The organism is Allorhizobium sp. DMC15, assembly GCF_056314065.1.
Window position 1 is genome coordinate 1,472,187 of the sequence record NZ_JBQUZB010000001.1, and the last position, 22,026, is coordinate 1,494,212.

Consider the following 22,026-nt stretch of genomic DNA (forward strand, 5'->3'; position numbering starts at 1 on the left):
ACTGTCCGTCGTCGTGGCGGTTATCGGAGCGCCCGCTCCCGAGGTGTCGGAAACGGGCGCATTCCTTTCACTCGCCTCTTGGAAACCGCTGGCTTTCTTCGAGGATGTTGAGGTCCATGTGGTTGCGCATATAGCGCTCGGACGCCTTCTGCAGCGGCTGGTAGTCCCAAGGGAAATAGGCACCGTTGCGTAGGGCCGTATAGACCACGTGCCGCCGCGCCTGGCTTTCTCGTACGGCCGCGTCGAACTGGGTCAGATCCCATCGCCCACGCGCTTCTTCGGCAAGTCGATTGAAAATCGGTTGCGCGGCGGGCTCGGCCGCAAGGTTCTGGAGTTCGTAAGGGTCGGCCTCCAGATCTACGAGAATGGGTTCATCCGCTTGGCAGAGCGTCAGCTTGTAACGCGCGTCCCGAAGTCCGATCATCGGGCTGACGGTCCCCTCGGCCGCGTATTCCATCGGCACAATCCCGCGGCCGCCCAGGCCTCTTGCAAGCGGCATCAGGTCTTCGCCATCGGTCCAAGGAGCCAGCGCCGAAACATCGATTCCGGCAAGACCGGCGAGCGTCGGCGTGACGTCAAGCGTCGAAACCGGGGTCGTCACGAGCCGCCCGTCAAGGCCAGGGACCATGATCATCAGCGGCACGCGGGCAGAGCCCTCGAAGAAGTTCATCTTGAACCACAATCCGCGCTCACCCAGCATGTCACCATGATCCGAGACGAAGAGGATGACGGTATTGTCGGCCATCCGCGTCCGTTCCAGAACGTCCAGGATTTCACCGATCTTGTCGTCGACATAGGACACATTGGCAAAATAGCCTTGGCGGGCGCGCCGGATATGCTCGTCGGTGATGTCGAAGGCCGTGTGGTCGCAGGCATCCATCAGGCGCTTCGAATGGCTATCCTGCTCCTCATAAGGAATGGCCGGCACGCTCGGATCGAGCGCCGGGCAGTCCTCATAGAGATCCCAGTATTTGCGGCGCGCGACATAGGGGTCGTGGGGATGGGTGAAGCTGACGGTCAGGCACCAGGGCCGCTCGTCATGGCCGCGTGAGAGATCGTAGAGCCGGCGCGTAGCGTTGTAGGCCACCTCGTCATCATACTCCATCTGGTTGGTGATCTCGGCAACGCCCGCGCCCGTGACGGAGCCGAGGTTGTGATACCACCAGTCGATCCGCTCGCCGGGTTTGCGATAATCCGGCGTCCAGCCGAAGTCGGCGGGGTAGATGTCGGTCGTCAGCCGCTCCTCGAAACCGTGCAACTGATCCGGTCCGACGAAATGCATCTTGCCGGAAAGGCTGGTCTGGTAGCCGGCCGCCCGGAGGTGGTGGGCGAAGGTCGGGATGTCGGAGGCGAATTCCGCTGCATTGTCATAGACGCGTGTGCGGCTGGGCAATTGCCCGGACATGAAGGAGGCACGCGCCGGCGCACAGAGCGGGCTTGCCGTATAGGCGTTGGCGAAACGCACCGAACGTGCCGCGAGCGCTTTCAGATGGGGTGCATGCAGGAAATCGGCCGGACCATCGGGAAACAGGGTGCCGTTGAACTGATCGACCATCAGAACCAGAATGTTTGGGCGCGCAGTCATTGATCTCCCCTGCTGTACTATTGCTTGGACTTATTGAAGAATGCCGACTGGCTGCTGTGTAGTCTGAGTTTTTCGATGCCTGACATAAGGATTTTTGATGCCTGAAGGACCTGTGGACCTCGGCTGGATGCGCTTGCTGGTCGAGATCGCCAGGCGCGGCTCCCTCTCTGCTGCCGCACAGGCGCTGGGGCTGAGCCAGCCGGCCGTCAGCTACCAGGTCCGCCTGCTCGAACAACGCTTTGGCGTGCCACTTCTGAAGCGGCAACATCGGGGCGTGAGCCTGACGGACGAGGGACGGCGCGTCCTGCAGGTCGCGGAGCGGACGGTGCAGGACATTGATGCGATCGAGCGGGATATTCGGCAGGCACGCCGCCGTCCGGTCATCCGTCTCGCGACGGATTACGCCTTCTCCAGTCTCTGGCTGATACCCCGCATGCCCGCCTTTCGCCTGCGCTATCCCGAGATCGACTTGCAGATCGTAGCCTCGCAGCGTCTGGCACCGGACTGGCGCGACGAAGCCGACCTCGCGGTCGCCTTCGGAAAGCGATCCGACTTCGTCGAGGACGCCGTTCTTCTGATGCCGGAGCGGGTCGTGCCGGTCTGCGCGCCGGCGATCAGGGAAAGGATGACGGGGGATCCCCACGCCGCAAAGCCGGCACCGCCGCGCATCCATCTCGAGGCCGATCCGGGATCCCCCTGGCTCGACTGGCGATCCTATACGGCGGCCGTCAGCGCGTCCGACGTCTCGAATGCGTCCACTGGCGACCTCCGCTTCAACACCTATTCCATGGTCGTGCAGGCGGCTTTGGCCGGGCAGGGCATGGCCCTGGGATGGCTCGGCATCATCGATCAGTTGCTGGAGGCTGGTCTTCTCGTTGCCACCGGGCAGGCCGTCGATGTGCCCGATCGCGGATACTGGTTACTGGGCGCATCGCGGGAAGGTGTGGTCGGCCGCCTCGGCGGCTGGTTGCAGAACGAGACAGGTCCGGCAATGGAGATGTCCACGTAGATGCCGCAATGGCGCAAAAATCGGTATTGGCTAAGTTGCGTAAGTTATTTGTAGCTAATATTTAACCGCTTCAGGCTCATCCTTTGCTACCGCTAAAGTTGCGCGTCGCATTGACACGCACAGGATGATCTGGAGACAGAAATGCGCTTGACCGATATCTCGGTAACCTGGCGTCTCGCATTTGCCCTTGCCATTCCTCTGCTAGCACTGGCCGGTCTTGCTTTCGTCGAAATCAGCACGACCTACCAGGCCTTCCTGAACGCCCGCCAGTTGGGGGTGGTCAGCGCCGACCTCGGGGCGATCGGCGACTTCATCCATGCGCTGCAGGCCGAGCGTGCCGAGGCTGTCGGTCTTTTGGCGACGAAGGGAGAACAGCACAGGGCGGAACTTGAAAAGGTTCGGGCGACGACCGATGGCCACCTGGCTGGTTTCGGCAAGATCCGGTCCGACATTCGCGCCGAGGGCGACCCGGAACTCACGCGTCACGAGCAGGAGTTGGAGCAGGTGCTGGGCGAACTCTCATCGATCCGTTCCCAGGTCGATGCGCTCGCCATCCCGCAGACTGAAGCCTTCACCTATTACACCAAGCTCGTCAGAAACCTGATGAACATCTCGCAGGAATTCTCGCTGGAAGCCGGCGCCAAGGGCGTCGTGGGCAAGATGATGGCCTATGGTCTGCTGATGCATGCCAAGGAAGTGGCTGGACAGGAACGCAATCTGGGCCACAGCTTCATTGCTGACGGGAAGTTCAACGAGGCGCATTACCTCGATTTCATCGGCATGTTCGGCTCGCAGCAATCGATGATCGATCAGTATCTCGATCTCGTTCCCGATGGTCAGCGTGATCACTATTCCCAGTCGCTGCACACTTCCGATTCGGAAGCGGTGGAGAAGATCCGTGCGGCGATGATGAAGGCCGGCCTTGCCGCAGACCTCACGGGCTTCGATGACCAGGAATGGCTCGAACGATCTGCCCGCAGGATCGAGCGACTGAAGGAGCTTGAGAACGAAACGCTGGCGGATATTGTCACCGACAGCAGCGCGATCGCCGACGACGAGTATCGGCACCTGCTGAAGGTTGCCGGCATCACCGGCGGCGTCCTGCTGCTCGCTACCTTGCTTGCTGTCTCCCTGTCGCTGACCGTCGTGCGCCCCTTGCGGTCGCTGACCCGCACCATGCACAAACTGGCCGCCGGCGAAATCGAGGTCGATCTGATCCGCTCCAACAGCAAAGATGAAATCGGGCAGATGGGCTCGGCCGTCGGGCAGTACATCGCCCTTGCAAAGGATCGGATGCTGAGGGACATCGCCGAACAAGAGGAAGCCGCACGGATCAAGCGTTCGGCAGAAAAGGCGGCCGAGCAGGAACGTGCCGAGCGCGCCGCGGAAATTGCCTTCGCCGTCGAGCAACTGGCTCTGGGTCTGGACGCGCTCTCGAGCGGCGAAATCGGTTTCCGTTTGGAAAGCCCCTTTGCCGAGAACCTCGACGCCTTGCGCACCAATTTCAATGGCTCGATGGACCGGCTGTGCGGGATCATGGCAACCATTCGCCAGAGCACAGGGCATCTTCACGGCGGTTCGCAGGAGTTGCAGCTGGCCGCTGACGATCTGGCGCGCCGGACCGAACGACAGGCGGCAGCGCTCGAGGAAGCGGCGGCCTCCATCAATGAGATCACCACCGCCATTGGAAGCGCTGCCCAGCGGGCGGACGAGGCGGGCATACTGGTGCGTGAGGCGACCCAGACCGCCCAGCGCTCCGGTGCCGTGGTGAGTGATACCGTGAAGGCCATGCATCATATCGAGCATTCCTCAGGGCAGATCGGACAGATCATCGGTGTGATCGACGAGATTGCCTTCCAGACCAACCTTCTCGCCCTGAATGCGGGTGTAGAGGCGGCAAGGGCAGGCGAAAGCGGCCGGGGCTTTGCGGTGGTCGCCCAGGAGGTTCGCGAACTCGCCCAGCGGTCTGCCACGGCGGCCCGTGAGATCAAGGCATTGATTTCCCGCTCCGCGCAGGAGGTGGAAGCCGGCGTTCGCCTGGTCCGGGAGACGGGCGAGACCTTGAGGGGCATCGAGGATCACGTGCTGAAGATCAACGACCGTGTTGCCGCGATCGTCTCCTCCGCCCATCAGCAGAAAGCGGCGCTGGAAGAGATCAGCCAGGCGGTGAGCCAGATGGATCAGGTGACCCAGCAGAACGCTGCCATGGTGGAGGAGGCAAGTGCGGCAACCTCAAGCGTTGCGACGGAAGCCGACCGGCTCAACGCGCAGATCGCCCTGTTTCGTCTTCCGAACGACAAAGGGGCCGGTCGCACCACCCGCCAGGCGGCTTGATCGCTTGCTAGAGCAGATTGGCGATACGGCAGAATTCTTCGACGCTGAGCGTCTCTGCCCGCCGCTGCGGATCGATCTCCGCCCGGGCAAGCAGTGCCTCGCCGCCGATAGACTTCACGCTTTGCCGGAGCATCTTGCGCCTCTGGCCGAAAGCCGCAGTGGTAACTCGCTCCAGTTTGTCCGGGTCGCAGGGAAGGGGCGTCTGGCGCGGCTCGAGATGAACGACTGTCGACGTCACCTTCGGTGGCGGCGTGAACGCCTGCGGCGGAATGTCGAAGGCCATGTGGGCCTCCGTGCGCCAGCCGCATAAAACGCCGAGCCGCCCATAGTGGTTGTCATCCTCGCGGGCGACGATCCGTTGGCCGACCTCTTTCTGGAACATCAGGGTGAGCGACGACCAGAACGGCGGCCATTGGCGCGGCAACAGCCAGTTCACCAGCAGTTGCGTACCGACATTGTAGGGGAGATTGGCAATGATCTTCACGGGTCTGCCGGCTGCCAGGGCCTCGAAGTCTGTTTTGAGCGCATCACCTTCGATCACCCCAAGCCGCCCAGGATAATGCGCCTCGATCTCGGCCAGCGCCGGCAGGCACCGGGCATCCCGCTCGACGGCGATAACCTTCTCAGCCCCCAGCGCCAGGATGGCACGCGTCAATCCGCCGGGGCCCGGTCCGATTTCGAACACCGTGGCCCCTTCCAGAGACCCTGCAGTCCGCGCAACTTTCTGCGTCAGGTTGAGGTCGAGCAGAAAGTTCTGTCCGAGCGATTTCTTGGCGTCGAGTCCGTGACGCGCAATCACGTCGCGCAACGGCGGCAATCCGTCGAGAGCGGCCATCAGGGTGTGTCTTTCGAAAGGCGGCTCATTGCATCGGCCATCTTGAGTGCTGCCACGAGGCTCTGCTCACGCGCAAGGCCGGTACCGGCCAGACCGAAAGCGGTGCCGTGGTCGGGCGAGGTGCGGATGAAGGGAAGGCCGAGCGTGACGTTGACGCTGTCATCAAAGCCAAGCGCCTTGGCCGGAATCAGCGCCTGATCGTGATACATGCAGATTGCGACGTCATACCGGGTGCGGGCTTCGTCGTGGAACATCGTATCTGCCGGCAAAGGACCGAAGGCGTCGACACCGGCATCACGAAGCCGGCGGACGGCTGGCAGGATCAGATCGTCGTCCTCGCTGCCGATGGCCCCACCTTCGCCCGCATGCGGGTTAAGCCCGGCCACGGCAAGCCGTGGATGGGACAAGCCGAATCGCCGGGCCAGATCGGCGGCGACGATCTTGCAGGACTCCACGATGGCATCTTCGGTCAGCGCGCCGGGGACGTCCCTGATCGGAATATGGATGGTCACCGGGACCGCCCGCAGCTTAGGGCCGGCCAGCATCATCACCGGCTTCACGGCTTGCCCGGTCGCCCGAGTGGCGAGATCGGCCAGGAACTCTGTATGACCGGGAAAACCGAAGCCGGCTTCGTAAAGCACCGACTTGGCAATCGGATTTGTCACGACAGCGCGTGTCTTGCCCTTCAGTGTCAGATCGACCGCCGTTTCGATCGCGGCGATCGTCCCGCGCGCATTGGCAACATGCGGTTCGCCGGCCAGAACGTCACTTCCAGTCGCAATCGGCAAGACTGGAAGGCTGTCGGCGAACCGCGCCACGGCCCCCTCGATATCCGTCTCAGCGATCGACACATTGATATCGAGTTGGCGCGCTCGAATTGCCAGCACCTCCGGATCGCCGATATAGACGAAGGCAGGGAGGCCAAGTGCGGCGCGTTTTGCAAAGGCTTGCAGGGCGATGTCGGGTCCGATGCCTGCAGGATCCCCCTGGCTCAGGGCAAGCGGAAGAAGGGCGTCGGTCATGTTTCGGCCTTCCGCCGTCACTGCATCACGATCTGGGCCTTGGAGCGCAGTTCTTCGAGATACTTGGCCGAGTTCGGATTTTCGCCGTCCTTCCTCTCCTTGCCGAGGTCTTCGGCGCGGAACACGATTTCGGCAGCCACGTCGTCTGAAACCTGACGCTGGTTGCAGATCGCGAGATATTCGACACCCCGGTCCGTGACCCGGGTCCCCGTCGTTCCGCCTTTGGCCTTTTCGATCAGAGGCTTCCATTCCGGCGGCAGCTCAGGCTCCATGACACGGCCGAGATTGCGGATGGAAACGTCGAGATAGTTCTTTGCGAATTGCATCGCCTGATCACAGCCCGGGAACGAGGCGCGCGATTTTTCGGCTTCTGCCTTTCGTTTACCCACGATACCCTTCTTCGATGCGGGCACGACGAAGATCACCTGTTTGAGAATGTATTCTGTTGTGACAGGCTTCTGCTTGTTCTCCAGCAGGCGGGTCACCAGTTCCTGGTTCGAAAGCTTGCTGCTCCCGCTTCCGGCATAACGCGCATTCACGAGACGCGGCCAGCTCATCGAAACGGCGATGAAGGCCTTGAAGTGGGCAGGCGTTACACCGGCGCGATCAAGGATCGCATTGAGCTGTTCCACGGACATCTTGTTCGAGGCGGCAAAGCGGGCAAAGGATGCATCGACATCCGCCGTGCTCACCGACATGCCGACGCGTGCGATTTCCTCGCGCTTCAACGCTTCCTCGACCAGTTCTTCCTTGGCGAGCTTCTGCAGATTGCCGCTCTTGCGCTGAAGCCGCAGGAACGCCACGCGACGGGCCACATCGCCACTGGTGATCGCGGTCTTGTTCACCACAGCGACAACCGAGGTTGCCGCCATCGCCTCACCGCCGCCGAGTGGCGCCGGGGACACGCTCAGCGACAGTGCAATGACGCCGGCGAGCAGGAGGCTGATGCCGTTTTTCGCTGTGGCCATCTCATATCCTTTCTCCGGACAAACGGGATTTGCCGGACGTTCTTTGTCATGCGGATCTTAAAACTGCCGCATGGTTTGTACAATCCATGCGGCAAAACAATGACTCCGGAGCGGTGTCTCTGGTGCTACTGGATGGCGATGTCGCTGAGATTGACCTCTCCAAGCGTCCGGAACACCAGCTTGCCGCCGATCGTCCAATCGTTCGCCGTTTCGTCGTCCGGGTCTGTCTTGTCGGAATAGAAGACGGAGAAGGTGGTGCACTCGTCGGCGTAGGAGATGCCGACACTGCGTCGGTTGAACGCATTGGCATCGATGTCATAGTTCACCGAACCGAAGACTGACCAGGACTCGGTCATCTTCACCGTCGAGCTGGCGGTCACCGTCTGGTTATCATCATCGAAGCTGTAGTCGGGACGTGCAGCGACCTGGGTATAGGTCACGCTCGTCGTCAGACGGTCATTGGCATAGGTCGCATTCACGTCCGTGCGCCGAAGTTCGAGCGTCTTCTCATCCAGACGCACGCCGGTGCTGACAGAAAGCCCCATCGGCAGTTCAACCCCGGCAGAGGCCACGATGTCCGAAACGTCCGTTTCCAGACCCGAATCCGAACCCACGGCGAGCAGGTCGTCCGTCGCATAGGAGTTCAGGCCCGCAATGTGGTACGATTGCCCGATGACCGCCCGCAGACCGATGCCGTTGTCGAGGCTGCCGGTATAACGCAGACCAACATTTGCCCGGGTGCCGCCCTCGACGCGGTCGAAGCCGGAAAACTTGTTGCGGGAGAACAGGTTGCTGGCGTCGAAAACAAGGCTCTGCGCGTCTTCGTTCGGAAGGGCGCCTGCCAGTTGCTCGTCGTTGCGGGCATAGATCTGTGCGATCGGCTCGATGATATGCGTGCTGTTGCCCATCGTCACAAGCCACGGATAGCGCAGCTCGACACCGGCGGTGACCATGAAACGGGTTGGTGCGTCGTCGGACGTGTAACCGGCATAGTCCGCCGGGTCATCCATAGCGAGCCCGTAGACATCGCCGCGCGCCGCCAGAAGTGGCGTGATCTGCAGGCCACCGGGGCCGTCGAAGGTCCGTTCCCATTCGAGGTCGCCGGACAGACGGTTCATGTTGCCCTTCAGGCCGCGATAGAGATCATTGCCGGCAACGCCGTCTATATTCGCGGCTTCTTCCGAGAAACGCGACAGGGACGTGAAATTCATCGTTCCCGACAACTGGCCGCCGGCAACGAGTTCCGGTGCGTAATAGCTGTAGTCGATAGTCGGCAGGACGGTTGCCTGCTTCTTCTCGGCCGTATCGTTGATATCGGCATCCTGCACGTCGAAATAATAGCCGCGCATGTCGAAGAAGTTACGCTCGCCGATGCCGGTGAGGTAGACCGTATTGGTGTTGGTGGAGCTGTTCAGCCCATCAATGGCATAGGTGCGGGCAAAGTTGTTGTCCGACTGGAACATCACGTCCCAGCCGAAGCTCCAGCGCGGATTGATCTTGAAATCGCCCTTGGACGCGATCAGGCCGCGCGTGTCGCGTGCGGAGTCGCTGGTGTTGGCGCTGAAGACTTCGCTATCCATCTGGCTGATGCCGGCGACGCGCAGATTGGCCTGGCCCTTCTCGAAGCGCTGGCGGATCTCGCCTTCCAGGAGCACGCCCTGTTTGGTGAAGCCGGTTGCCGTGATCGTCGCATCGCGATCCGGCGCGATGGCGATGTAATAGGGAACTGCGATGCCGAAGCCGACATTTTCGCCCGATTTGAATTCCGGGAACAGGAAGCCCGACTTGCGCTTCACCGTATTGTCCGGAACTTCGATAAAGGGCAGCGTGGCCAGCGAATGGCCGAAGAGTTCGAAACGGGCCTTTTCCAGCCGCACGGTATGTTTCTTGCCGTCCTGGATAACCCGCTCCGCCTTGACCTGCCAGATGGGCGGTCGGCTCGGATTTTCGGCGCAGGGCAGGCAGGCCGTGTAGACGCCCTTGTGCAGGATCATCTGCGTTCCGCCGACGCGCTCTGCCGTTTCGGCGACCAGGCGCGTGTTGTCGGTCGTTTCGACGCGCAGTGAGCGCAGGAAGCCGTCGGAGAAATTGTCGGTGACGTCGAGCGAATCCGCATAGACGCGGTTGCCGCCGGGTTCCACCAGTTCGATGTTGCCGGCAGCGGTCACCCGGCCCGTCTTCTGGTCATAGACAACCTGCCGGGCGACCATCTGGTAGCCGTTATAATTGATCTGTACAGCACCGCTCGCCACGACGCGTTCCGCGTCACGGTCGTAGAGCAGTTCATTGGCTGCGAGAAGCAGTTTCGCGTCTTCAGGCGTAGCAACGGAACCGGAAGCCGGCGCCGACAGGCTTTGAGCATGCACGACGGGCGCGGGGAGCGACATTGCGCACACAGCGACACCGGTCAGCAGGGCTCCTGTGAGCCTCCTGATATTCGCGCGGTCTTTTACCGCCACTAACCATCCTCCTTGTGAAGCAGAATCGTTGCCCCCAATGCCATCGCTACGACAACTGGTACCCAGGCCGCAACAAACGGCGGCATGACGCCGCTGCTTCCGAATGCCCTGACGAGCACTGTCACAACATAAAGCACGAAGCCTGACAATATTCCACCGAGAATCACCGATCTGGATTGGTTGATCCGGCTGAATTTGAGTGACACGGTTGCCGCAATCAGCGTCATGGCGACCATGAGAAACGGCAGCGACAGAAGCGAATGAAATTGGGTTTCGAGTGCGTTGGGAGAGACCCCAAATGACTTGGCGACCTCAATTTTCCGAAAAAGATCATAAAAAGCAACGGTGTCCGGAGGCACCAGTCGCTGCTGGACAAACTCCGCATTCAAGTTTGTCGGCACCCGAGCCTCGGCGAGCCTCTTCTGGATCTCCCCGGGACGGGACTCGGTGACGTCGGTAAGGATCCAGTAACCATCTTCCAACTTCGCTGTGCGGGAATCCTGCCGAAGGACGATTCGTCCCTCTTTGTCGAAATGCAGCAGCACCGCATCCACCAGAAGCGTACCGTCTTCGAGCACGCTCTGTGCGCCGATGGCCACGTCGGTGTCGCCGCTGCTCTGACGAAGCCACGGGATCGGCTGCGGCTTGGCGCGGGCTGCCGTCTCGCGCCAGTCCGACTGGATCTGCGTCCCCTGCCTTTGACCCCAGGCTGCAAGCGGGTTGATGACAAGCGTCGTTGCCAGACCCACCAGTGCTGCCCCGATGACGAACGGCGCCATGAACTGCCAGACCGAAATCCCGGCCGCACGGGCGACCACAAGTTCGGACTTCCGGTTGAAGCTGATCAACGTTGCCATGCCGACAAAGAGGCCGATGAAGGGCACGGTCTGCTGAAGAATGAGCGGCAGGCGCAAAGCGGTGAGGTACAGGACACCGCCGAGTGAATATCCAGGCAGGCTGTCGAAGCGGCTGGAGGTTTCGGTAAAGTCGATCAGGAAGGTGATGCTGATGACGCCGAGAAAGAACCAGAGCGTCGTCATCATATAGCGTCGGAAGAAATAAAGACCGAGAGTTCGGATCATGCCGGACTCCCTGCATCTTGACCCATACGCTGGCGTGCCATGGCCATTCCGCGGGCCAGAAGATGGGACACCGGCTTCGGCAGTTGCGGGCGCTTGTCCGCAATCAGGTAATACAGTGACAGACCACCGCCCAGGAGCGGAATGGCATAGAGCACGAGCACGAAGTATGCCTGATCTTCGGCCAGCGACTTGGCATAGTTATGCGCCCAGAACAGCGTCAGTGAGGCAATCAGTGCGGATGCCATCGGATGCAGATGCGCTTCGCGGTGCGAACGGGCATCGCCGCACATCATCAGCGAGATCAGCGTAAAAACAATCGGGAACAGCGCCGAACTCAGACGACGATGCAGTTCGGCGCGGAAGTCCCCCGGTTTGCGCTTGTAGGCAGGATCCATCGGATCCGGATCCAACAGCTCGAAAAGCGATCTGTCCTTCGCGCCCAGCCTCGCCTGACCATTCTCCTGGGACATGTCTGACAGATCGAAGGCATAGCGATCGAACCGAATAACGGTGACATCACCGTTTGGCGCCTTCCGCTGGACTTCACCGTCCTGCATGATCAGCGTCTTGCCGCTTTCATCCACCGCGCCCTCTCGGGCGTAATAGATCATCTGCGAGGCGGGATCGCGGGAATCCGCGATCAGCAGACCTTTTAGGCCGCGGCCCGCCTGGCGTTCTGAAACCTGGACATAGAGCCCTTCCTCTACCTTTCGGAAGGTCTTTTCTTCGATGACCGATGACAACAGGTCGGCATAGGCCGACGATATCATCGTGCGCACGTTCACCCGCATTGCCGGTTCCACGAAGCTGACCATCATGAAGGAAAACAGGCTGAGCGCGATCCCGAGCAGGACGAGCGGGCGCCGCATGATCGAACGGGGTCCGCCGGCGGCATCGACCACTGCCAGTTCGGAATCGTTGTTCATCGTCGTCAGCGTCTGGGTGATGCCTATGACGAGGGCAAAGGGAAAAACCGTCGAGATCAGCGTCGGAAGGATCATCGTCGCCAGCTTCATGAACGACCCGACCGATTGTCCGCTATCTGTGACGAGGTTGATACGCTGCAATACCTGGGTGGTCCAGATGATCGCCAGCACCGGCATCAACGCGGTGAGGAACATCAGGACGACACGTCGCAGGATGTATTGTTCGAGTATCTTCATGCGGTTCCCTGGGACCCCTGCGAAAACGCGCGAAGGGCGGTATCTGGCCTTCTCTACGATGCTTGCGGCGATTTGGCGACCGACGCGGCAGATTTTCCCCGGCTTCATGTTCCGCTTTTTTGCCGGACCGCGACAAAACGGACACGCTTGCCCGAAGCCCCTGGGCTCCAGCAGGTGAAGCCTGCCCGGACGGGACGCATTCAGGGGACGGTGTCAACAAAGACACGTCTGCGTCTTGCCATCGTGGTCGAAAAGACCATGATCGGCGCACAAATTGACAGCCGATGCCAGGATTGAAATCTCATGTCGACAAAACTCGCCATTTCCTTCGCCAAGTCGCATTCCGGAAGCGTGGGCCTCGCCATCGCCTTGAAAACGGTGGAAGCGGAAACGCCATCTGGCCTTGCCGATGTCGATCCTGCCGCGGTCTATGCGCGGGCGGCCAAAGTGGCCAAATTCAGCGGCAAGGCCTCGTCGGTCCTCGACATCGTTGCCCCACATGGCTCCGACGCCGATCGGCTGGTGGTGTTGGGTCTGGGGAAGGCGGAACAGTTGACCGCGCATGACTGGCTGAAGGCCGGCGGCAGCGCCGTGGCAAACCTGAAGGGTGCCGAGAGCGCCACCATCTTTCTCGATGTGCCGGGACATGCAGTCTCCCCGAAGGCTGCTGCCGATTTCGCCCTCGGCATGATGTTGCGTGCCTACACGTTCGATACCTACAAGACGAAAAAGAAGGGCGACGACGACGAGGCCAAGGCGGAAAAGACGGTGAAGGTGACGATTGTCACGCAGGATGCTTCCGGTGCCAAGAAGGCCTTTGCGGAAGCCCGCGCCATTGCAGACGGCGTCATCCTGGCACGCGATCTCGTCAACGAACCCGCCAACATACTGGGTCCGCTCGAATTTGCCGCGAAGGCCAAGGAGCTGGAAGACCTTGGAGTCGAGATCGAGATCCTGACGGAAAAGGAAATGAAGAAGCTCGGCATGGGGGCGCTGCTCGGGGTCGCCCAGGGTTCGGTCCGTCCGCCACGTCTCGTCGTCATGCAGTGGAAGGGTGGCAAGTCAAAGGATAAACCGATTGCCTTCATCGGCAAGGGCGTCGTTTTCGACACCGGTGGTATCTCGATAAAGCCGGCCGGCGGCATGGAAGAGATGAAGGGCGACATGGGCGGGGCCGCTGCCGTCACGGGTCTGATGCACGTCCTGGCCGCCCGCAAGGCCAAGGCGAATGTCGTCGGCATCATCGGCCTCGTCGAGAATATGCCGGACGGTAACGCCCAGCGCCCCGGCGACATCGTCACCTCCATGTCCGGCCAGACGATCGAGGTCATCAATACCGATGCCGAAGGTCGTCTCGTGCTCTGTGACGCGCTTTGGTACTGCAACGAACGCTTTGCGCCCGCTTTCATGATCAATCTGGCGACGCTGACGGGCGCGATCCTGGTGGCCCTCGGCAACTTGCATGCCGGCCTGTTCTCCAATGACGATGCACTGTCCGAGAAGCTTCTGGCCGCCGGCCTCACGACCAATGAACGTCTATGGCGGATGCCGCTTGGCAAGGACTACGACAAGATGATCGATTCCAAGTTTGCCGACATGAAGAACACCGGCGGACGCCATGCCGGCTCGATCACCGCCGCCCAGTTCCTCAAGCGCTTCGTCAAGGACACGCCTTGGGCCCATCTCGACATCGCCGGCACGGCCATGGGCTCGCCGACGGACGAAATCAACCAGTCCTGGGGTTCCGGCTACGGCGTGCGCCTGCTCGACGAACTGGTTCGGGCGAATTACGAAGCGTGATCGCTTCAAGGAAACGCATGTGGCTGAAGTTCTCTTCTACCATCTGACCGAATCGAAACTGGAAGACGCGCTCCCACCGCTCCTCGAAAAGAGCGTGGAGCGCGGCTGGACGGTCGCGGTGCAGACCCGTGACCCGGAGCGGCGCGATGCGCTCGATGCCCATCTCTGGGTTTACCGTGATGACAGTTTCCTGCCGCACGGCACCGACGAGGGTGCATCTCCCGCATGCCAGCCCGTGCTCCTGACGATGCAGCCTGAAAACCTGAACGCCGCCAGCGTCCGCTTCCTCGTGGACGGAGCCGAGCCGCCGGAAACGCTCGACTATGATCGCGTCGTCTTCGTCTTCGACGGCTACGACGCGACCCAACTTGAGGCCGCACGCGGCCAGTGGAAAAAGCTGAAAGGCGAGGGCCACACCCTGACTTATTGGCAGCAGACGCCGGAGGGACGTTGGGAAAAGAAGGCGTGACGTCTGAAATGCTATGTTTGGTGTAAGGGGGCATCTCGATCAGGCGAGATCGGTGCGGCGGAAGTCTTCGCCCACATAAAGCAGCGGCGCACCGGCGGCCTTGGCGCCTGCATAGGAAAAGCAGTCTCCGAAATTCAGGCGCGCCGGATGTCGGCCCTTGCCATAGCGTGAGAACGCATCAAGCGCCGTGATCGCCGTATCCCGGGTGGCAGGCAGGATTTCGGCGTTCACTTCCGAGAGAAATTCATCCACGAGAGCGAGCGTCTCCTCGACAGTCTTCCTGGTTCGCGACGCTATTACTACGGTTGTTTCATATACGACCGTTGGCGACGTCGAAAATCGCGTCGGCGCGTTTGCCATGCGGTCGAGCAGTTCCTGACGCTGCGGTGCATCTGTGAGAATTTCTACAAGCGCAGAGCTATCGATGAACATCGTTGTCGCCCCACATCTCGTCTAGAAACGCCTTCTCGTCGAAGGGGTCCAGGGACTCATAGGTCGGCATGTTGTATTTTTTTCGCAGCTTCTGAAGTCGCTCGGAGAGGGATGGGCGCTGTTCGTACTCCTGCACCACGCGCTCCAGCGCCTGGCGGATGGCGTCCGTCTTCGTCGGGGCCTTCAGGATTTTCTGCGCCTGTTCGGCGAGTTGGTTCACCTTTTCGTCGCGCACGTAAAGCGGCATGGCGTCACCTCTGAATATACGCCATCAAGATAGTGTATATTCGAGGTTCCAACAAGAAAGGTGCCGGTCAGCCGGCCATGCCCTCTTCATACTCGGCTGAGAGCTCCAACCACTGTTCCTCTGCAGCCGATAGCTTGGCGGCAGCTTCGCCGCGTTGTTTTGCCTTTTCGGCGGCTTTGGCCGGGGCCTTCTCGTAAAGCGCAGGATCGGCGAGTTCCTTGTCGAGTGCCTGAATCAAAGTCTCCAGCTTCTTCGTCAAGGCTTCGACTTCGTTGATCTTTTTCTTCAGCGGAGCCAGGCTCGCGCGCTTGTCGGCGGCGGCCTTGCGCTGCTCCGCTTTGTTGACCTGGTCGCTGGCTGCCGTTTCGGCCTTATCTTTTTCAGCAGGCTTCTTGCCGGCCGCAATGATCAGGCTGCGATATTCTTCCATGTCGCCGTCAAAGCTGGTAACGGTGCCGTTGTTGACGAGCCAAAGCCTGTCGACGGTCGCCTCGATCAGATGGCGATCATGGGAAATCAGGATCACGGCGCCTTCGTAGTCGTTCAGCGCCTCGATCAGCGCCTTGCGGCTGTCGATGTCGAGGTGGTTGGTCGGTTCGTCGAGGATCAAGAGGTTTGGCGCGTGAAACGCGGCAAGCCCCATCAGAAGTCGGGCCTTTTCTCCACCGGAGAGATCCTTGGCTGCCGTCTCCATCTTCTCGGTCGCCAGCCCCATCTGCGCAACGCGGGCACGCACTTTGGCTTCCGGCTCAAGGGGCATCAACCGACGCACATGCGCGACGGGGCTCTCGTTGGGGATCAGATCGTCGAGCTGATGTTGCGCGAAGAAGCCGATCTTCAGGCTCGACGCCGTTTTCAACTGCCCGCCTTGGGCTTCCAGCCGGCCTGAAATGAACTTGGCAAAGGTCGATTTGCCGTTGCCGTTCGAGCCGAGCAACGCGATGCGGTCGTCATTGTCAATTCGGAGGTTGAGGTTCTTCAGGATCGGCTTGCCGGGTTCATATCCGACAACGCCACCGCTGATAGCCACGATCGGGGACGCCGGCTGTTTCTCCGGTTTGGGGAAGGTAATCGGATGGATATGGTCCTCGATTACGGCTGCCACCGTGCCCATACGCTCCAGCGCCTTGATGCGGCTTTGCGCCTGCTTGGCCTTGGTCGCCTTGGCGCGGAAGCGGTCGATGAAGCTCTGCAGATGCTTGCGCGCGGCGTCGTTCTTCGCCTTGGCTTTCATCTGCAATTCGTCGTTCTCGGCCTTCTGCCGCTCGAAGCTGTCATAGCCGCCGCGATAGAAGGTCAGCTTCTTCTGGTCGAGATGGATGATCGAGTTGACGGCGGTGTTCAGGAGGTCGCGGTCGTGGCTGATGATGATGACGGTGTGCGGATAGCGGCGCACATAGTCCTCGAGCCACAGCGTGCCTTCAAGGTCGAGATAGTTGGTCGGTTCGTCGAGCAGCAACAGGTCCGGTTCGGCGAAGAGCACGGCGGCTAGCGCCACGCGCATCCGCCAGCCGCCGGAGAAGGATGACGCCGGGCGCAGCTGCGCCTCGTGGTCGAAGCCGAGGCCGGACAGGATGGTGGCCGCCCGCGCTTCCGCCGAATGGGCCCCGATATCGGCAAGCCGCGTCTGGATTTCGGCAATCCGATGCGGATCGGTCGCCGTTTCCGCTTCGAGGAGAAGTGCTGCCCGCTCCTTGTCGGCGGCAAGCACGATCGAGATCAGCGAATCTTCGGTGCCCGGTGCTTCCTGGGCCACCTGACCGATCCGCGCATTCTTCGGGATCGAGATATTGCCGGTCTCCGCCGAGAGGTCGCCGGTGATGATGCGGAACAGCGTCGACTTGCCCGCTCCGTTCTTGCCGACGAGACCGGCCTTGGTCCCGGCCGGCAGCGCGATTGTCGCATGGTCGATAAGCAGCCTTCCGGCGATGCGGGCGGAAATGTCGTTGATCGTGATCATGTCTGGCTTTTGGCCGATCTGCCGGTCAAACGCAAGCTGCCGGTGCCGTCATGCCCGGTCTGGACGGATGCTCAGGCCACAGCCCGACGGCTTGGTTTGTGACCGATGATCGGCTGGCGCGGATTCTGCCGGGCGATCTGCGTTGCGGTCTTGGCGAGGGCCAGCCACTGCAGCGGATCGGTCGCCTCGTAACCCTCCACATGGCCTAGCGCGAGCGGCAGTCCGCCCACGTCGTGGCCGGTTTCACTGGCGAAGACCAGATTGTTTTCGGCGGTCGTGAACAGTCGCTCCGCGATGCTGTGTGCATCGTCGGCATCGATGCCATCAAAGATCAGGGCGAAGGTATCTGCCTCGATACGGGCAATATAGTCGTGTTTCTTGATTGCCTTGCGGAAGATCCCGGCGAGCCCCTTCACCAGCTTTGCCGTCGCTTCGTCGCCGTATTGGTGTTGCAGGTGGGAAAGGTCGCAAATCTCGATCAGGATCAGAGCGCTGGGATGGGCGGGCGAGCTCGCGGCATGGGTCTCTGTCAGTTTTTGGAGGAAGGCCGCCCGGTTGGGCAGGGCGGTCAGCCGATCCCGAAGCGTCATGGCTTTGGCCGCCTGCATCGCCCTGTCGGCTGCTTCAAGCGTGTCCAGTCCCTGGGCGACCTCCTGGGCCAATAGCGTTTCCGCCTTCACCATCTCCCGGGCAATGGATGCCAGGAGGTCCAGTTCGCCGAGCAGTTGCTCGATGCCGACATCCGCATCCGCGCGGATCGACGCGGCGGCCGTCTCGACGGAACGGGCAAAACTGCGCTTCTGGCTGAGCCCCAGCGCCAATTTGTCTTTCATGGAGGACAGCGCTGTCAGCGCGTCTGCTTGCAATCTCTCTGCCGTCGCGCCGCAATGGCCGGACAAACGGTACTTGAGGCCGAGCTGGTCGAGAGCATGTTGACTCGGCCTCGCGCCGAGAGCGGCGAGGTCATGGGTGAGATCGGGATGGCCACCGCTCAGGGCCTCGTAGACCAGTTCGAAATTGCGGGGCAGGGCTGAGATCTCGTGCCGCAACATCACGGCCATAATCTTCTGCAAGGCGTTAGCGCCCGGTCTCTCGGCCTGCTGTGGTACCGCCGCGATGTTCTCCTGCATGAAAGCCCCTGTCGTCCGCCCATATACCAGTGTTGAGCAGGCAGGGTCGGGTATAACCTTTGGCAAAAGGTTTATGGGCCCGCCGGAGAGCCGAATTCGGTTAATCGATAGTTTGCGCGGCTAAAGCCATGCCTGCCCCTCCTGCCGGAGGAAGTAGATGAGGTCGATGGCAAGCGACGGCTTGCCCATGCCCGTCAATCCGGCATGCACCTGACCGCGATGGTGGGTTTGGTGGTTGAACATGTGACTGAGAGCCGGAGAAAGTCTGTGTTGGATCAGACCCGGTGTGGACACAGGCGTATAGGAGATTTGCGCCTCCAGTCGCTCTGCCGTCAGGCTCTCGACATAAGCGATAATCCGCGCGTCTTCTGTCTTCCGCACCGCCTGTAACTCGGCAAAGGTCGCGCAAGGGCGTTCGTTGAGCGCTGTCGGACGCGGGCCTTCGCCCGTGAAACGATGGAGCCAGACGCGGTCGGCGGTTACCAGATGGCTGAGAGTGCCGAAGATCGATCCAAAAAAGGCGCCGGTGTCGCGGTGCAACTCATCCTCCGACAATGTCGCGGCCGCATCATAGACAAGCCCATTGGCCCACCGGTTGTAGGCGGCCATCATCTTCAGATTTTCCATCGCTTGCTCCTCTCCTGAACGGGCGCACCTTAAGGGATACATCTGCAAATAGGGGTGATGAATCCTATGAAAATTCCTGATTTGCTTCGCCGTCCCGAATGGTTTTGTCTGGCGCAAATGAAATGAGGACCCCCATGTCTCTGACGCTTTACTCGCTCTGCGGTACGGATACGAACCGCCCATTTTCGCCCCATTGCTGGAAGATCGTCATGGCCCTGCATCACAAGGGGCTCTTCTTCGAAGAGCGGCCACTGCCTTTCACCGATATCCCGAAGGCAGAAGACGGCTTCTCGAAGACTGTGCCCATCCTGCGGGACGGGGAGCAGCTTGTGTCCGACAGTTTCCAGATCGCGCTTTATCTGGAAGAGACCTATCCGGAGCATCCGAGCCTCTTCGGCGGCGAGGGTGGCAAGGCGGCTGCCCGTTTGGTGGAGGGCTATGTGCAGCACATGGTCCACCCCACGATTACACGCATCGCGGTCTACGACATCCATCAGATGCTCGGCCCTGTCGATCAGGACTACTTCCGCACCACACGCGAGAAATTTCTGGGCAGGGCGCTCGAAGACGTCCATGCCGAGCGCGCGGCAGCCATTGCCGCGCTTCCGGGTCAGCTTCAGCCGTTGCGCCACATGCTACGCTTCCAGCCCTTCATCGGTGGCCATTCGCCGCTTTTTGCCGATTACATCCTGTTCGGCGCTCTGCAGTGGCTGCGCATCACCACCGGCTCGGTCCATCTTCCCGATGGCGATCCGGTTCTGGGCTGGTTCGAGCGCTGCCTGGAACTGCATGACGGCGTCGGCCGGCAGGTGGCCTGAACCGGCCTTGCACTGCCTATCGCCCGTATTTCAAGGTGAGTGATGCCTTGGCCAGCGCATGGGCATTGGTCATGAAGCCGATCAGCGCGCCGCTGGCCGAAGCATCGAGGTCCAGTTTGTCGGTGTCCAGGGCTGTCACCGTGAACACATAGGCATGGGTCTGTCCCTCGGGCGGGCAGGCGCCGAGGAAGCCCGGGTAACCGGCATCGGCACGGCTCTGGACTGCCCCAGCCGGCGCTCCCGCCTCGGGTGAAATACCGGCGGGCAGCGCGGTCACATCGGCAGGAATGTTGAACATCACCCAGTGCCAGAAGCCGGAGCCCGTCGGCGCGTCGGGATCGTAGAGCGACACGACGAAACTTTTCGTACCGGCAGGCGCATTGCTCCATTGCAGCGCGGGCGAGATGTTTTCTCCGCTGCAGCCGAAGGTGTTCGCCACCTGCGCTGCCGGCAGCGCACCGCCATCCTGCATGCCCGGGCTCGACAGGCTGAAGTCCGCCGCCTGCGCCTGGTCGGCGAAAACGGTCAGTGTGAGGATCGTGGCGGCGAATGCGGGTCTGATCATGATGGGCTCCTTCGATGTTGGAAGCCCATTCTAGAGGTTCGGCTATTCGGCTGCGGCTCCGACCCGATCATCTTCGGCTCCATGTCGCGCAATCTCTGTCGCCGACACGCGGATGTCGCGCGGGGCGAGACCGAAGCGCTCGCGAAAACGCGCCGCGAACTTGGATGCGGATTCGTAACCCACCTCGAGCGCCACGCGGTTGATCGGCAGCTCCGTGGCCTGAAGAAGACTGGCAGCGCGTGTCATGCGGACGTCCGCGATGATGTCGGTCAGGCTCGTCCCGGCGGCCGCCAGCTTGCGTCGAAGCGTTGCTTCACTGACCCCGATCGCCGAAGACACGCGCCCTGCGCTCCACTCTGTGGCGAGGTCGCCGCTGATCAGGGCGCGAACGCGATCGTGCAGGCCGACGCCGGCTGCGGGACGCAGGTTCATCCCGAGCGCATCCAGCCTGACGATGATCTCGCCCAGCAGATGGCGGCAGAGAGTGTCGGGTTGGGTGGAGTGGACCAGTGTTTGCCCGACCCGCTGCAGCGCCTCTTCGAATGCGGGATCCGGCTGGAAAACCGCAGCCTCGCGCAGAGGTGCGCGAGCCGGATCCGTATAGGCATCAACGAGTTCGGGAGAGAACATGAAAGCCTCTGCCCGATAGTCTCCACCCCTGGCGATGTCGTTGTAAACAGTCCATTCCCCGTTGATGGGAAGGACGATTGCCTCGCCGGGACCGGCTTTGAGGTCGGTCCGGTCGGACGAGACGCGCTTGCATCCGCGCCGGACGACGATCAATCCGGGCTGGTCGGCGCGCAGGTGGCGGAAGGCGCCGGATGTCGCCTGAACGATGAAGCAATGCGCGCCGAGCGCGGGTGCGACATGCGTGAACCGCGCGATCCGGACGAAAGCGTCGTCGTTCAATGCGAATACTCCTGTCGGTTTTTTGCGCCGCGTGCTTCGCGGGCGTGATTATGACGTCGGCGTGAAATTCGTCCATACCCCTTGTCTTCGTGATTCGGGCCTTGTAGATACCGCCCACTTTCCCTTCAGACACCAACAAGGATGAGACAGATGGCGATTGAACGCACCTTCTCGATGATCAAGCCGGACGCAACCAAGCGCAACCTCACGGGCGCCATCACCAAGATGCTGGAAGACGCAGGCCTGCGCGTCGTCGCCTCCAAGCGCGTCTGGATGAGCAAGCGCGAAGCCGAAGGCTTCTACGCCGTTCACAAGGAACGCCCCTTCTTCGGCGAACTGGTTGAAGGCATGACCTCCGGCCCGACCGTCGTTCAGGTTCTCGAAGGCGAAAACGCCATCCTGAAGAACCGCGAAATCATGGGCGCCACCAACCCGGCCAACGCCGATGAAGGTACCATTCGCAAGACCCACGCTCTCTCCATCGGCGAGAACTCGGTTCACGGTTCGGACGCTCCGGAAACCGCCGCCCAGGAAATCAAGTACTGGTTCTCCGACACCGAGATCGTCGGCTGAATCACGCTTTGAGGTTTCGGCCTCAGCGCATTGATACGA

Annotated in this window: 20 protein-coding genes; 6 read left to right on the plus strand and 14 right to left on the minus strand. The window is 61.2% G+C overall.

Going from position 1 to position 22,026, the window contains the following annotated elements:
• Positions 1 to 67 precede the first annotated feature (67 nt).
• Positions 68 to 1,585, minus strand: a complete 1,518-nt coding sequence (gene betC / locus ACT53S_RS07275; RefSeq protein WP_476066445.1) for a choline-sulfatase — start codon at positions 1,583 to 1,585, stop codon at positions 68 to 70.
• Positions 1,586 to 1,682: 97 nt separating this feature from the next.
• Here betC and ACT53S_RS07280 point away from each other — a divergent pair, with 97 nt between their 5' ends.
• Positions 1,683 to 2,594 carry a LysR family transcriptional regulator gene (locus ACT53S_RS07280; RefSeq protein ID WP_476066446.1) on the plus strand — a complete coding sequence of 304 codons (912 nt, stop codon included), beginning with the start codon at positions 1,683 to 1,685 and terminating at the stop codon, positions 2,592 to 2,594.
• Positions 2,595 to 2,735: 141 nt separating this feature from the next.
• The gene (locus ACT53S_RS07285; protein WP_476066447.1) at positions 2,736 to 4,928 is read left to right on the plus strand and encodes a methyl-accepting chemotaxis protein; all 2,193 of its coding nucleotides are present in this window, start codon (positions 2,736 to 2,738) and stop codon (positions 4,926 to 4,928) included.
• A 7-nt stretch (positions 4,929 to 4,935) separates the two neighbouring features.
• Here the strand turns inward: ACT53S_RS07285 and rsmA are convergent, their stop codons facing one another.
• The 6 genes from rsmA to ACT53S_RS07315 all read right to left on the minus strand — a co-directional run bounded on the left by rsmA (position 4,936) and on the right by ACT53S_RS07315 (position 12,457).
• A complete protein-coding gene (gene rsmA / locus ACT53S_RS07290; protein WP_476066448.1) occupies positions 4,936 to 5,763 on the minus strand; it encodes a 16S rRNA (adenine(1518)-N(6)/adenine(1519)-N(6))-dimethyltransferase RsmA in 828 nt (275 codons plus the stop codon).
• Positions 5,763 to 6,785, minus strand: a complete 1,023-nt coding sequence (pdxA, locus tag ACT53S_RS07295; protein WP_476066449.1) for a 4-hydroxythreonine-4-phosphate dehydrogenase PdxA — start codon at positions 6,783 to 6,785, stop codon at positions 5,763 to 5,765. Before pdxA ends, rsmA begins: the two co-directional genes overlap by 1 nt.
• A 17-nt stretch (positions 6,786 to 6,802) precedes the next feature.
• Entirely contained in the window at positions 6,803 to 7,753 is a 951-nt protein-coding gene (locus ACT53S_RS07300; RefSeq protein ID WP_476066450.1) for a SurA N-terminal domain-containing protein, read from the minus strand.
• Positions 7,754 to 7,878: 125 nt separating this feature from the next.
• Entirely contained in the window at positions 7,879 to 10,212 is a 2,334-nt protein-coding gene (locus tag ACT53S_RS07305) for an LPS-assembly protein LptD (protein WP_476066451.1), read from the minus strand.
• A complete protein-coding gene (gene lptG, locus ACT53S_RS07310) occupies positions 10,212 to 11,294 on the minus strand; it encodes an LPS export ABC transporter permease LptG (RefSeq protein WP_113378062.1) in 1,083 nt (360 codons plus the stop codon). Before lptG ends, ACT53S_RS07305 begins: the two co-directional genes overlap by 1 nt.
• Positions 11,291 to 12,457 carry an LptF/LptG family permease gene (locus ACT53S_RS07315; RefSeq protein ID WP_476066452.1) on the minus strand — a complete coding sequence of 389 codons (1,167 nt, stop codon included), beginning with the start codon at positions 12,455 to 12,457 and terminating at the stop codon, positions 11,291 to 11,293. Before ACT53S_RS07315 ends, lptG begins: the two co-directional genes overlap by 4 nt.
• Before the next feature lie 303 nt (positions 12,458 to 12,760).
• Here ACT53S_RS07315 and ACT53S_RS07320 point away from each other — a divergent pair, with 303 nt between their 5' ends.
• Both ACT53S_RS07320 and ACT53S_RS07325 read left to right on the plus strand, forming a co-directional pair.
• A complete protein-coding gene (locus ACT53S_RS07320; protein WP_113378064.1) occupies positions 12,761 to 14,257 on the plus strand; it encodes a leucyl aminopeptidase in 1,497 nt (498 codons plus the stop codon).
• Positions 14,258 to 14,276: 19 nt separating this feature from the next.
• Positions 14,277 to 14,726, plus strand: a complete 450-nt coding sequence (locus ACT53S_RS07325) for a DNA polymerase III subunit chi (protein ID WP_476066453.1) — start codon at positions 14,277 to 14,279, stop codon at positions 14,724 to 14,726.
• A gap of 39 nt (positions 14,727 to 14,765) precedes the next feature.
• Here the strand turns inward: ACT53S_RS07325 and ACT53S_RS07330 are convergent, their stop codons facing one another.
• From ACT53S_RS07330 to ACT53S_RS07350, 5 genes are all read right to left on the minus strand, one after another.
• Positions 14,766 to 15,158, minus strand: a complete 393-nt coding sequence (locus tag ACT53S_RS07330) for a type II toxin-antitoxin system VapC family toxin (protein ID WP_476066454.1) — start codon at positions 15,156 to 15,158, stop codon at positions 14,766 to 14,768.
• A complete protein-coding gene (locus tag ACT53S_RS07335; protein ID WP_476066455.1) occupies positions 15,145 to 15,405 on the minus strand; it encodes a type II toxin-antitoxin system VapB family antitoxin in 261 nt (86 codons plus the stop codon). The genes ACT53S_RS07330 and ACT53S_RS07335 overlap by 14 nt, the downstream gene beginning before the upstream one ends.
• Positions 15,406 to 15,472: 67 nt before the next feature.
• Positions 15,473 to 17,365: an ABC-F family ATP-binding cassette domain-containing protein gene (locus tag ACT53S_RS07340; RefSeq protein ID WP_476066456.1), complete on the minus strand. Its 1,893-nt coding sequence runs from the start codon at positions 17,363 to 17,365 to the stop codon at positions 15,473 to 15,475.
• A 71-nt stretch (positions 17,366 to 17,436) separates the two neighbouring features.
• Positions 17,437 to 18,495 (minus strand): GGDEF domain-containing protein, encoded by a 1,059-nt coding sequence (locus ACT53S_RS07345; RefSeq protein WP_476066457.1) that lies wholly within the window; start codon positions 18,493 to 18,495, stop codon positions 17,437 to 17,439.
• 120 nt (positions 18,496 to 18,615) lie between these two features.
• Complete coding sequence (locus ACT53S_RS07350) at positions 18,616 to 19,122, minus strand: DinB family protein (protein ID WP_113378070.1); 507 nt, start codon at positions 19,120 to 19,122, stop codon at positions 18,616 to 18,618.
• 134 nt (positions 19,123 to 19,256) lie between these two features.
• Here ACT53S_RS07350 and ACT53S_RS07355 point away from each other — a divergent pair, with 134 nt between their 5' ends.
• Positions 19,257 to 19,940 carry a glutathione S-transferase family protein gene (locus ACT53S_RS07355; RefSeq protein ID WP_476066458.1) on the plus strand — a complete coding sequence of 228 codons (684 nt, stop codon included), beginning with the start codon at positions 19,257 to 19,259 and terminating at the stop codon, positions 19,938 to 19,940.
• Positions 19,941 to 19,956: 16 nt separating this feature from the next.
• Here the strand turns inward: ACT53S_RS07355 and ACT53S_RS07360 are convergent, their stop codons facing one another.
• A complete protein-coding gene (locus tag ACT53S_RS07360; protein ID WP_476066459.1) occupies positions 19,957 to 20,505 on the minus strand; it encodes a YbhB/YbcL family Raf kinase inhibitor-like protein in 549 nt (182 codons plus the stop codon).
• 42 nt (positions 20,506 to 20,547) lie between these two features.
• The gene (locus ACT53S_RS07365; RefSeq protein ID WP_476066460.1) at positions 20,548 to 21,414 is read right to left on the minus strand and encodes a helix-turn-helix transcriptional regulator; all 867 of its coding nucleotides are present in this window, start codon (positions 21,412 to 21,414) and stop codon (positions 20,548 to 20,550) included.
• A gap of 150 nt (positions 21,415 to 21,564) precedes the next feature.
• Between ACT53S_RS07365 and ndk the strand changes: the two genes are divergently transcribed.
• A complete protein-coding gene (gene ndk / locus ACT53S_RS07370; RefSeq protein ID WP_062274915.1) occupies positions 21,565 to 21,987 on the plus strand; it encodes a nucleoside-diphosphate kinase in 423 nt (140 codons plus the stop codon).
• Positions 21,988 to 22,026 lie beyond the last annotated feature (39 nt).